Genomic DNA, 13,580 nt, shown 5'->3' with positions numbered 1-13,580 from the left:
ATTATACAAATGTTACTTATTTTACTTTTAGTTATTCCTTTGGTTACCGGTCTGGCCAGTTTTGCTTTTCGCAAGACACCGGCGGTAAAAACATGGGCATTGATCGGTGCACTGGCTACACTTGTTGTGGCAGCACTTAGTTTTTGTGGTATTAAAGAAAGCATTCCTGAGGCCAACTATAATTGGTTGCCAAGCCTGGGGGCCAACTTTAGCCTGCAAGGTTCTGTAATGGCTTTATTAATGACCTTACTGACCGCTATTGTATTTCCACTGGTCTTTATTGCACAATGGAATAAAGATATAGAGCAGCCGAGCCGTTTTTATGGTTTAATGCTTTTGGCGCAAAGTGGTTTAATGGGCGTGTTCCTCGCCAACGATTTATTATTATTCTACTTCTTCTGGGAGCTGGCTTTAATACCGGTTTATTTCTTAGCCGGACAGTGGGGTGGTAAAGACCGCATCAAAACATCGTTCAAGTTTTTTGTATATACCTTTCTGGGTAGTTTATTGATGCTTGCCGGCCTGATCTATTTATACATTCAGACGCCCAATGGCTCTTTTGACTATAATACGATTCTGGCTACAGGAGCTTCTTTACCGATCGCCAGTCAGGGAACCCTGTTTATCTTATTCTTTATTGCCTTTGGGATCAAAATGCCCATCTTCCCCTTACATTCCTGGCAGGCTTCCGCTTATGAGCAGACCCTTACACCGGTTACGATTGTATTGAGTGCTCTTATGGTGAAAATGGGATTGTTCGGTGTGATGAAATGGTTATATCCGGTATTCCCTCATGTAGACGAGCAGTTTTATAATATCATTATGATCTTAGCGCTGATCGGGATTCTTTACGGCTCTCTATTGGCGATTGTACAAACCGATATCAAACGCCTGGTGGCTTATTCCTCTTTGGCCCACGTAGGCTTAATGATCATGGGGATCTTTGCCCAAACCGAAAATGCAACCAATGGTGTGATCACACAAATGTTCAACCACGGGATTACGATCACCGGTTTATGGTTGGTGGTAGATATGATCGAGCGCAGGTATCAGACCCGCGACCTGGCATCTTTAGGAGGTCTGGCCGGTGCGGCACCGAAAATGACCATCGCTTTGGTGGTGATTACTTTTTCCAGTATCGCTTTGCCTTTAACCAATGGATTTGTCGGAGAGTTTTTATTATTCCTGGGTATTTTTGAAAGCACCAATCCAAACCATATTACCTTCATGGTACTGGCCGGTTTAGGTATTATCCTTGGCGCCATATATATGTTGAATATGGTACAGAAAGTAGCCTACGGCGAGCAAAAGAGCCTTGTCATTGCCGATATGAGCCTAAACGAAAAAATAAGTATTTATATCATATTGATTGTAATCGTCGTATTGGGCGTTTATCCTAATCTGTTGTTACAAGTATTATAAACGCTTTTGGAATAAAGTATTTTTTAAAATAAAGCATTTGGTTAGGACTTCTTAAGAATGAATAATCAGTAGATATACAATGAAACCATTAATAGCAACCGCAGTATTCGCAATACTAATGATGTTTGCAGCATTGACTGTAAAAGAAAAGAAGAGCCTGACTAATTTTGCGGCGATCCTTATGTTAGGTTTAATAGGCCTTAATATTTGGGAGCTTGCAGATTATAATCATCTCCTGGCCAATGCGCAGGCGGCACCCGATTTATTTGCCAAAATGTTGCGTGTCGACAATTATGCCCTGTGGTTTAATGTGCTCATGACCGCTTGTTCCTTCTTATACATCCTGCTGACCGGCCGGAGTATCGAGAAAGTGGGCGTGCATGTAGGCGAATATTATTCTTTACACTTCTTTATTCTTTGCGGCGTATTCTTATTATCTACCTATAATAATCTATTGATCTTATTCCTGGGTATTGAGATCTTATCTATACCACAGTATATCCTGGCCGGTTCTGATAAACGTAATTTAAAAAGTAGCGAAGCCGCACTGAAGTACTTCCTTATGGGAGCCTTTTCTACCGGTATACTTTTAATGGGTATCGTTTTATTGTATGGTGCTATGGGTACCTTCGATATTCACGGGTTTAATTTCTATGCTACAGGTACATTAAGCGTAATGGGTATTGTTGGTGTCATGTTTATGTTAGTGGCTTTAGGTTTTAAAGTCAGTGCAGCACCTATGCATTTCTGGACACCCGATGTGTACGATGGTTCGCCTACACCCTTTACCGCCTTTATGGCCACGATTGTAAAAGTCTCCGTTTTCTTTGCATTTATGCGTTTGTTTATGGAAGGCTTTGCCAATATCGATCCTTATTGGAAAGTATTATTATTAGGTGTGATCACAGGGCTTACTTTACTGATCGGAAATATCACCGCAGTATACCAGCAAAGCGTTAAGCGTATGCTGGCCTATTCCTCTATTGCGCAGGCAGGCTTTATGATGTTTGTCGTGATTGGTAGTAATGCCATGGCGATGAAAGGCATGATTGTTTATGCGGTAGCCTACACCATTGCCACATTAGGTATTTTTGGCGTACTGTTGAAATTAAAAGATTATACCTACGATGGCTTTAACGGCCTGGCCAAAAAACATCCTTTCTTAGCCTTAGTAGCCACCATCTGTCTCATGTCCTTGGCCGGGATACCACTTACCGCAGGCTTTTTCGCCAAATGGTTTGTGATTGCCGCCGCATTAGAACAAGCCTATACGTTCTGGTTAGTGGTCTTTGCTTTGGTGATGGCAGCAGTGAGTCTGTTCTATTATTTTAAAGTGATTATGGCCATGTACTTTAAACAGGGAGATCCGGAATTGGTATCAGAAATCACCACCTTAGACAAAGTCGTTATGACCGTTATTATTTGTGCTATTATTGTGTTCGGGATTGCACCAGACATGCTTTTATCCTGGATATAAAATAGTTCTTGGCTTAATTAATGTAAAAAAATGTTTGAATTTCATAAAGATAGAAAAAGGTATTTTGATATGCAGGTAGAGAATACCATAGCATACGTCTTGCCTTTTTTGGAGCAGACCAAAAAAATGAAACCCGGAATGCGGGTACTTGAAATTGGCTGTGGTGAAGGTGGGGTCTTAAAGCCTTTTATTGATAAAGGTTGTATCACCGTTGGGGTAGAATTTGACGAAATTCGTTTAGAAAATGCAAATGAGTGGATGGCCGAAGAGGTAGCCGATGGAAAAGCCCTCTTCATCCCTAAAGATATTTATTTGACCAGTCCAGAAGAATTGGGTGGAAAATTTGATCTCATCATCTTGAAAGATGTTATTGAGCATATCTTCGACCAGCCCAAATTATTCAAGCGGATGAAAGAGATGTTGTTACCCGAAGGCGTTATCTTTTTTGGGTTTCCCCCCTGGCAAATGCCCTTTGGCGGACATCAGCAGGTAATGCAACACAAACTATTATCCAAAGTGCCATATACACACTTGCTCCCAAAACCTTTGTACCGGCAATTAATCAAAATGGGCGGTATGGATCCGGCCGAATTCCTGGAAATATATGATACCAGAATTTCGATAGAAAGATTTGAACGTATTACCGCAGAAACGGGCTACCAAATCCAAAACCGATTACTGTACTTTATTAATCCGATCTATAAATATAAGTTTAACCTTAGGGGCAGAAAGCAAGCAAAGATCATCGCGAACATCCCTTGGTTCCGTAATTTCTTTACCACCTGTGCGTATTATACGATTGCGATCAAAGGATAATTTTTGCTTCATTTATATAGAAAATAACTTCTGAAAAGCCGGGTATAATTTATAAATAATTATATGTCAGCTAATTAAGTCAATACTGCTCCAGTGCTGGTTTTCAAGCACGTAAAAACACCTGATTTTTAATCGGGTGTTTTTGCGTTTATATACCCTACCATTTTATATTTCTTTTGCAATTGAAAGTAAGTATCAATATATCCGGATATAGCACATACAAACTTCACTAAAAATATTATACCCCCCCTAAAATTTAAGACATGAGCAATTTTACATTATCACGGTGGTTTATCGCATTCGCTGTACTATTTTGTACAAACGAATTGAATGCCCAGTCCCTTAGACCGAGCAACGGCCTTATCCTAAAACCGAATAGTAGCCGTACCGTTACCGTTACAAGAAGCGATGGAGACTTTAATGGTGCTTTCCAAAATTATACATGGTCCGTTAGCCCGTCTACCGGAGTTTCTCTTGCCAGTACCAATTTAGGATATGGTAGCGAAAACGCCAGCAACACCCTTACCTTTAATTCAGATGCCACCGGCAATTATACCGTTACCGTATCAAGAGGAGGTACTTCAGTTTCCACAACAATTACGATTATGGATGCAGTGACCAATTTTTGGGCTGCATACAGCGGCAACAACGGCGTGAACCGCGTCGATGCCTTCAACATCCTGTCCGGAACTAAAGCGAACGGACCGGCATTATTATACGAAGTTCAAAACGGTGCTTTCGCGGCTTTAGGACGCAGTCCTTATCCCTCTGTACCGGAAGGTTTTTTCTATTGGTTGCCCAATACGAGCAGCAACAACGGAGTATTCACCATGTATGGACAAAAAGGAGATGGATCAGGTACGGCCCAGACCATTATCTCTTCCTATGATGTGAACGGAAGTGGCAATAATTCCTCCTTAGGTTATGTACGTCTCGGTTTAGACAAGAATGGTGTCGCCTGGATTGTTACGGCAAGCAGTAGCAGTGTTTATTTAGTAAAAGCGACCCCTAATGGTTTATCACCCATTAACAATAGTGCCGTAGAAGTGGTCGATAATGATGTAGATCTGATCGGTGGTAGCGTAAGTACCTTCCAGAACGGAGACCTTTGTTTCGATGGCGATGGTAACATGTTTGTATTGGTAAATAACGGCGGTACAACCCAGATATTTATTGGTAAACCGAATGGCAGCAATACAAAATTGACCAAAAAATGGGATATCCTGGATGGCAACGGCAATAGTTTTGGCGGTAGCGTAAACGGATGTTGTTTTGACCAGTTTGGCGGAATGTACCTGTCCACAACAGATAATAGTTCTGGTAGTGGTGTGCAAGATGGTATCTATTATTTAGATCCGGCAACAATCAATTTGAGAAATACAACAAACTTGACCTCCACCATCAGAGCGACCTTAGTACATGCCGCATCAGGTTACACCGATTTAGGTACCAACGTTTGGCCGGTAAATACACCGCTTCCTGTTGCCTTTGGTAATATCTCGGCGAGCATTAATGCTAATAATCAGGCTCAGGTAAATTGGGAAACGTATACAGAAAAAGAAGTAAACACTTTTGAAGTAGAGATGAGCCTTGACGGTAAAAGCTTTGCTGCGGCAGATTTGCAGAAAGCAAAGAGCGCAAACTTAGCCATCAAAAAATACACTTCCCTGATTGATATTCCAGCTGAAGCCAGCCAATTATATTTCAGAATAAAAGCCACGGATTTTAGTGGACAATATGAGCACAGTAAAATAGTAAAAGTTGCTGTTTCCAGTAAGCAAATGGCGCAGGCATTTGAGATTTATCCTAATCCGGTGCTGAAATCGATGCACCTGAACTTAATGGCAGAAGATAATACAGAGGCGACTGTTGAGCTGTACAATTATACCGGAAAGTTGCTTGTTAAAAAATTAATGCAGGTAGCGAAAGGTAATAATGTACTGGATCTGGGCAATGATATTGCTGAGTTACCAACAGGTATCTATCAGGTTTCTACAATCATTAATGGAACCAAAAACTCAAGACAATTTGTAAAACAATAAGCGTAAATCATTACACCTAAAGTAAAAAGGTGCACCCAATCGGGTGCACCTTTTTACTTTATTGCTTTTGCGTTTTCCCCACATCGCATTAGGACCCGATAATGAAAATACCTAAGGCCGAAAAATTGTATTGCGTAGCAAGAATCGTCTTGATGAAAATACCCTTTTATTCCTCTTGTTGTCCTATACAAGGACCGAGAACGAATCGCAATAGTTGTTTATCTAATACGGATAGTTATATAATAATTGTATTATATGCTGCTGGCCATGATTTAAGAGCAATTGAACCGATATTTTATACCTTTGTTTCCTTTTAATTTTAAATCTCAGTTACCCGACGATATTGCCAGTACAGTATAAGCTTATCTCCGGTAATTTTATATACATATATGATCATTGTATCAGCGTGCAGACGCCTGCTTTTGCGGGGCTTACTGGTGTTTAGTTTGTTTTTTTGTCCGTCCGGTACCCTCAATGCAGGTACAGGAACCGGCGATTTCTCCATACAACATTTTAATACAGAAAATGGTTTGGCGCAGAACAGTGTAAAGGACATTGTTGTAGACGAACTCGGTTTTTTATGGTTGGCCACAGAGGCCGGATTGGTGCGTTATGATGGCAGGAAATTTTCCCTGTTTAATAAATATAATACCGGCATGACCTCCAGCCGGATGATCAGTTTCGACCGATCTCCTTATAACAATAAATTGCAAGCGATTACCGAAGACTTCACCTTTCTGGAGATTTTCAGAGCGAGATTAGGCGATTTATATGGTAATGTCGAGAAATTATTTCCCTCCCTTCGCAATAGCTCTGAAGACTATAGCCCGCTTCCCCTTTCATGGATCCACGCCAATGCTAAAGACATATTTGGACTAAAAGAACTAAAAATCAGTATTGATGGAGAAAATGCAATTTTTATTGATAATAATAAAAAACTGAGTACTTGGTATAAAGATCATGTGGCGGTTAAAAAATACGGTATGCCTCCTATCGAAGATGTTCGCTATTTATTCTCGATAGATCATCATGTATACATACCCATATGTGGAAGCCATTCGCTGGAGGTTATGTGCTACAGCGCCACCGAGGCAGGCAGGGTAAAGGTTACGGGCGATATCGCCAGAGAAAAGCAATACGAAAATATGGTCTTCATTGCCAATATAGCGATGAAGCAGGTATTTATACGAAGTGGTGCACATCTCTACCAGGTATTTCGTTTGGCCAATGGAGATCTCGATACCAAGCTTATTTTTAGTCAATTTGATTTTCAAAAAAATCAGATTGCTGCTGTTTATTATGATGAGGCAAAAGAGCGGATTTTTTTAGGAAGTACCTATAATGGCTTATATATATTATCCCGCAAGCACTTTGATACAAAGGTAAGTAATGGTACAACCACTGTCTCCGGCAATGTGTACTACCATCATATACCCCTTAACGACAGTTCCGTTTTAACCGGAAAGGGCATCGTTTTTAGCTCAGGTACCAATGCGTATTATACCCCCGCTTTGCTCAATCAGACCGAAAATATGAGCGAGTTTGGCACCGTCTTATTCCGCGGCGAAGACCACAATATCTGGCAGGGTGGGGCGGGATTTCTTAATTGTTATAATGCAACCTTAACCAAACAGTTGGGCACTTGGAAATTCAAGAGCCGCATTACAGCCATAGCACAGATTAGTCCGGAAGCGCTATGGGTGGCTACCCGAGAGGGTAATGTATACACCCTGAACCCTAAAGAAAAGCAGCATCCTGTAATGCTGGAGCTTACACTAAGCTCTTATGTATATGCCATCTTAAGACAAGGAGACAATGTCTGGATCGGCACCCAGAATGATTTATACTGCTACCATACCGACAGTAAACAGTTAGAGATTGTGCCCCGTTTTCATAAAAAAGTGACACGCAATATTTACGCAGCGGAACAGGGTGGGCTGTGGGTGTGTACCTACGAGGATGGACTGCTGCTGTATCGGGATAAGGAAGTCATAACCTTTCCTAAAGACCAAAAGAAAATCCTGAATTCAGTACATGCCATTGTTGCGGATCGGAATGGTTTTTTCTGGCTCAGCACCAATGGCGGTATCTTTCAGGTTTGGAAGCAGGATTTGTACGATTACGCTGATGGCAAACTTAAGAACGTGTTCTATTTGAAATATGAGCAAGGAGAGGGTTTTAACAGCAATGAATTTAATGGTGGTGGCAGAGAAATGGCCGTACAGCTTAGGAATGGCTTCAGCACTTTTGCCTCTATAAACGGAATCGTATTTTTTAAGCCGGAAGCAATAAAACCCGAATTGCCGGATGCGGCAATGATCCTTGACTGTATTACCCTCGATAATGAAACAATAGCGGTAAAAGATACGGTAGAGATTGCCCGGCAGTTTGCCAATATGAGCATACACTTAACCACTCCTTATTTTGGCAATGCAGATAACCTTGTTATCGAATATAAGATCGATAGCTCTTCCTGGCTACCGGTCGATAATGATATCATTACGTTTAACCAACTTTCCGCCGGTATCCATACCTTAGAAACCCGTAAGCGGTCAGGCTTTGGGAATACCTTTACCTATGGCACCAGGCTGGTTATTCATGTGCCGCCGGCTTATTACGAAACCTTCCTGTTTAAGCTGGCAGTGCTTGTCTGTGCGCTTTCCATACTCGGTATCCTATTCTACATGCGGCTCACCTATCATAAAAGAAAAAACAAACAATTAGAGCAGGCCGTGATGGAACGGACTGCTGATCTCAAGCAAACCATAGAAGCCCTGCAAAGCTCCGAGATTAAGATTAATAAGCAATTACAATTTCAGGAGCAATTAAGTAAGAATATTGCGCATGATATACGTACGCCGCTAAAGTATCTCGTCATTGCCGCTCAGTACTTATCTGAAAAAGTACGCAAATCCGAAATGCCGGAAGCAGAAGATACCACCGGCTTGTACCTGTCTGCAGAAAGAATTTATAACTACACCGATAGTCTTACCAATTACCTGAAGGCCAAATCAATGGCCGGACAAGACGCAAAACCCGTACATATTCATTCGCTGATAGAACAGAAGAAGGAAACCTTTGAGCTCGCCGCGAAAGAAAAGCAGGTACAGATTTCTAATAAAGTATGCCCCAACTATGATTTGGATACCTATCCCGAACTATTCGAAATACTGATTCATAACCTGATCGACAATGCCATCAAAAATACAAGACAAGGTACCATTGAGATCAGAAATGAGGATATTGATGGCCATGCCGTTTTGATCATTGAAGATTCCGGGAGGGGACTTTCCGAAGAACAGATCGCCCACTACAATACGTTCTTTAGCGACCAGTCTAATGATAATATCAACAATCGCTATGTAGGGTTTGGATTTCTGTTTATGAAAGATGTACAATCAATGCTACACCTGCAGATTGTGTTGCGTTCGGTGCGGCCACAAGGCTTAAGAGTCGATATATACTTACATCAATAAACCCTAAAGCATTACAGCAGCTCCAGGCTATGGTACGTGCGGATAATATTGAGCAGTTCCGGAATATTCGAAATATTCAGTTTCTCAAATACTCGGTTCTTATACGTGCTTACCGTACTGGAATGCAGCGTAAGGGTATTGGAAATTTCTAATAATCCTAAACCTTGTGAGAGTAAAGAAGCGACCTCCATTTCCCGGTTAGATAATAACTTAAGTGGATTTGCACCCACCCTTTTTTTAGAAAGGCTTGCATCCAGGAAATATTCAGTCATTGCCGGGCTAATAAACCGTCCTTTATCCATAATGTCTCTAAGGGCTGTCCGAATGGTGGCAAGGTCGGCATCTTTATGCAGGTACCCGTCCGCCCCTTCCAATAAAAAACGAGGGGCATACAGCTCTTCCGAATAAGCCGAGAACACCAGGATCTTTGCAGTGTCACTTTCCGCTTTAATATTTTTGACCAGGTTAAAGCTGTCGCAGCCGGGCATATTGATGTCACAAATGATGAGTGCCGGTTGCACCTTAGTCGTCTCCTCCAACATCGAACCAAAGTCTACTGCAAACGTAATTTCAGCATCAGGGTAAACGCTTTTTGCAATCTGACTGATCCCGTAACGCACCACAGAATGATCGTCAGCAATGATTATTTTTAGAGACATAGTATATGTAGTAAGAGTGCGAAGATATTGTTTTCAGTTCCATAGGAATACATATAATTACTAAAAAATGTATAAGTATAAGATATGGAATTGTTAAAATATATTATTGGAAGGTATTTACGGGAACGGGCAAATTTTCTGGCACGTATTTGTAGTAATTTTACTACAAACATATAGAAGAAATACTACATTCTTTAGTCAAAGAATAGTGCTACTTTTGCACCTCAAATAACCCACCGAAAAAAATAAAACCATAATCTAAAATCATTGGTTTTATGTGCCTTAATAATACTCCGTACACCTGACACGACGCTTGCGTTGCTCCTTTGAACGTATATACATTACGTTTGGACTTTCGATGCTGTTTTGATTGAAAAATGAAACCTGCCTGGCTTAAACGAAGCTTTGTTCAAAAGAATTTGCGCTACCCGTAAATTTTTTGCACAAGGATTTGTAGTGACTTTGTTTTGCCCACACGCAAAGCGATTTAAAATCATGTAACCCTTTTCAATCATTTCAATCCATCCAATCATGCGATTCGATTTTGCCAGATTTATCAAGACCAGAAACTCTAAACAATGGATTCTGGGCCTTACCGCTGTACTGGGCTTTTACAGCAGCACAGCACAAACTTCTTTAAAAGATGTAACCTCAGAGACGACAAGTATTACTTCCGTAACCAACGGAGCCAACCTTGTCGACAATACAAAAAGTACTTATGCAACTATCGATAATGGCAGCTATTGTCGTATTGATCTGGGTACAGCAAAAGTGATTAAAGGATATAGTTTAACCAACCATCCCACTAATTCGACCTATAACCCGACCAACTGGACTATCGAAGGATCAAACAATGCGACCAGTGGATTTGTGGTTTTAGATACCCGTACCGCAACCGTCTGGGAGAAACAAGGTTCCCGAAAACTATTTGCGCTGAACAATACGAACGCATACCGGTACTATCGGATTAATAATACGGCATCCTCCAGGAATATGAGGATAGCGGAGCTAGAGTTGTTTGACAATTTTAGTATTAGTGGTAGCGTGTTTCAGGACTACAACCTGAACAATAGTAAAGAATCGACAGAACCCGCAGTTGTCGGGGCAAAAGTATGGATCAAATCGCTAAGTGCTGCTACGCCCGCTGCCACCACCCTCACCGGCCTCAATGGCAGCTATAGCTTTGGTGCGGCGGTATTGGATGGCCTGGAAATCTTTTCGGTAACCGCACAACCATTGGGTAATTTACAGCCGAGAACCGAGCCTATGCCGCAATCAGGCTTGTCTTTTCCTTCGTTGGCAGCAGACGCAAATTTTATATTCTCCAATATTCAAAGTGAGCAATATGCACAAACCGGTGTCATCAACTTTGGATTTCTACCCCCGACTACCACCATGTATGATGCCGGGATATTGAATCCAAACCTGGTGACCAATGCGAATAACGGAACCTTTGGAACCACAGATGCTTCCGGAGACGCTTATGTATTAAATCATCCCAATACAAAATATTTTTCCTTAACGGCAACACATCCCGAACTATATTCAGATGTTACGGGTTACCGCACCGGATCTAATTATACTTACCAAAATGGGGACTACGGAACCAACGGTTTTTTATGGGATGCGGGAAAGTATGTCGTGACCGACTTTTTAGGCACCAATTACCTGGAGGCAGCCGGCACCGATATGGGATTAAAAGGGATTTTGAACAACATGAATTTCGGATGGCGCGTGACAACAGGCGCAACAACCGGTGCTTGGAACGATCGTTTTCTGGCGGTGAATGGGAGTAATCTTGTTGATAGTAGCCTGAACGCAATTTTATTTGCAGATACCGTAAGGCTGACTTCCGGGAATACTTATTCTATGGGATTTTATGGTAAATCGGCCAACAAATGGCAGCAAGGCACCGCCTATGCAAAACCGACTACCATCAAATATTTCGTAAAAAGAATATCAACTAATGATACTGCAGCTTTAGGGACGATTGCCGTACAGTCTACCGGTAGCGATGCCATGGATAGCATTAACTTTGGATGGAATAAAGCCTTTACCGATTTTACGGCAAAATTTGATGGTGATTATGCCATTTATTACCTCGTTACGTCCTCAGATGAGTCGGGTAATGACGCGTATTTTGATAATTTCTTTGTACGGAAATCATCCTATAAAATTTCCGGTAAAATCTATAATGATGCCAATGGGCTCACCAATAATTTAGTAGATGGTGCCCTCATCGGTAAATTAACTGCCGATGCTTTATATGCTTATTTATTAGATCCGGCAGATAACAGGATTTTGGGAAAAGCAATGGTGAATGCAGACGGTACTTATACCTTATTTGCACCCGAATATGCCCTCTATAATGTAGCCGTTAGTACAAAGGAATTAACGAACGGCACCGTGTATAGCGAAACCAATCTAGGCGATTGGTCCTTTACCGGAAGTAATCTTGGGATGAATAATGCGAAAGGCCTTGGCATCAGCATATTGTCCAAACTACTCGTGTCCCCACTAGATTTGCTGAGTGATATCACGAATGTGAATTTTGGCTTTCAACGGCTTCCGCAAAGTTATGACCGTTCTAAAAACATAACGGGTGCTCCCGTATTGGGTGTTGCCCTGAACCTGGGCGATCTGCCTTTACAGGGTTCCGATCCCGAAGATAATAACAGTATAAAAAGCGATTGGAACAATAGGGCTTTAATCATCACCGAATTACCTACCAATGGCTTTATCCTAAAGTATAATGGTGTCGTGGTCACTGCCGGAGATTCTGTTTTTAATTACAATCCGGCCTTGCTAACCGTAACCCCGGGTCCTGGTACACCCGCAGGTACTTTGCAGACCAATTTTAAATATGCCGCTATTGATGCCGCTAAACAAGCAGACCCAAGTCCGGCTACGTATAGCATTGCCTTTACACAACCTTTACCTATAGATTTATTATCCTTTGATGCGCTGGCGAAGAGCGATTGTACTGTTGCCCTAAGCTGGACATCCGGTGTGGAAGACAACTTCAACAAATTTATTATAGAAAGAAGTAGTACTGGTCGTGACTTTAAAGCAATTCAGGAAGTGTTCGCTCAAGGGGCTCAGAGCCAATATGTATTTACCGATCACAGTGCGGGTTCGGGAAAACAATTCTACCGTTTAAAACTGGTGGATAATGATAACAGCTATGCCTATTCTAAAGTGTTGAGCCTTGTCCTGAACTGTGCCGCAGAGATCAAAGTATATCCTACGATCACGGCCGGTATGGTGACTGTTGAAGGCGTTCAAAGGGGCGACCTTCTTAAGGTGATCGATGCTTCCGGTAGGGTAATTATGGAGCAGTATGCTACCGTCCAGACCGGTCAGCTTAATTTGAAATCCTTTAGTGCCGGTAATTATTTTATAACAATCAGCCATAATGAAGAGACTCAGGTTTTCAAAGTGGTGAAATTATAAGGCGTAAAGAAGCATAAAAAGGGGGTAATCCAAGTGGATTGCCCCTTTTTTATACAGGTCAACCATACTATTTATCATTCCATATTTTTTATTTTTTATATATAAATAAATTTACTAAATAATTGTATAACCATTTGTTTTAATTGATTGTCATAATATTGCATGGCTGTATTAATGATACTTTATTTTTATATTAGGTATAATTATCTAATTTTGTATTATATATAGATTTCGT

Annotated in this window: 8 protein-coding genes; 6 read left to right on the top strand and 2 right to left on the bottom strand. The window is 41.3% G+C overall.

Going from position 1 to position 13,580, the window contains the following annotated elements:
* Positions 1-9: 9 nt before the first annotated feature.
* From DBR32_RS06935 to DBR32_RS06915, 5 genes are all read left to right on the top strand, one after another.
* Complete coding sequence (locus DBR32_RS06935) at positions 10-1,422, top strand: NuoM family protein (RefSeq protein WP_124635562.1); 1,413 nt, start codon at positions 10-12, stop codon at positions 1,420-1,422.
* A 79-nt stretch (positions 1,423-1,501) separates the two neighbouring features.
* A complete protein-coding gene (locus DBR32_RS06930) occupies positions 1,502-2,899 on the top strand; it encodes an NADH-quinone oxidoreductase subunit N (protein WP_124635561.1) in 1,398 nt (465 codons plus the stop codon).
* Between the two features lie 30 nt (positions 2,900-2,929).
* Positions 2,930-3,715, top strand: coding sequence for a bifunctional 2-polyprenyl-6-hydroxyphenol methylase/3-demethylubiquinol 3-O-methyltransferase UbiG (locus DBR32_RS06925; protein WP_124635560.1), 786 nt, complete (start codon positions 2,930-2,932; stop codon positions 3,713-3,715).
* A 263-nt stretch (positions 3,716-3,978) separates the two neighbouring features.
* Positions 3,979-5,757 carry a T9SS type A sorting domain-containing protein gene (locus DBR32_RS06920; RefSeq protein WP_124635559.1) on the top strand — a complete coding sequence of 593 codons (1,779 nt, stop codon included), beginning with the start codon at positions 3,979-3,981 and terminating at the stop codon, positions 5,755-5,757.
* Between the two features lie 389 nt (positions 5,758-6,146).
* Positions 6,147-9,233 (top strand): ATP-binding protein, encoded by a 3,087-nt coding sequence (locus tag DBR32_RS06915; protein WP_124635558.1) that lies wholly within the window; start codon positions 6,147-6,149, stop codon positions 9,231-9,233.
* Positions 9,234-9,244: 11 nt separating this feature from the next.
* Here the strand turns inward: DBR32_RS06915 and DBR32_RS06910 are convergent, their stop codons facing one another.
* Positions 9,245-9,892, bottom strand: a complete 648-nt coding sequence (locus DBR32_RS06910) for a response regulator transcription factor (RefSeq protein ID WP_124635557.1) — start codon at positions 9,890-9,892, stop codon at positions 9,245-9,247.
* Positions 9,893-10,233: 341 nt separating this feature from the next.
* On the bottom strand, positions 10,234-10,425 hold the full coding sequence (locus DBR32_RS15570) for a hypothetical protein (RefSeq protein WP_124635556.1): 192 nt from the start codon (positions 10,423-10,425) through the stop codon (positions 10,234-10,236).
* On the opposite strand from DBR32_RS15570, the gene DBR32_RS06900 reads away from it, so the two are divergent.
* Entirely contained in the window at positions 10,424-13,345 is a 2,922-nt protein-coding gene (locus tag DBR32_RS06900; protein ID WP_124635555.1) for a T9SS type A sorting domain-containing protein, read from the top strand. The genes DBR32_RS15570 and DBR32_RS06900 overlap by 2 nt on opposite strands.
* Positions 13,346-13,580 lie beyond the last annotated feature (235 nt).

Source organism: Taibaiella sp. KBW10, from assembly GCF_003852495.1.
Lineage (GTDB): Bacteria > Bacteroidota > Bacteroidia > Chitinophagales > Chitinophagaceae > Edaphocola.
Note: the sequence above shows the minus strand (reverse complement) of the source record. Positions and strands in the feature narration are given on the sequence as shown.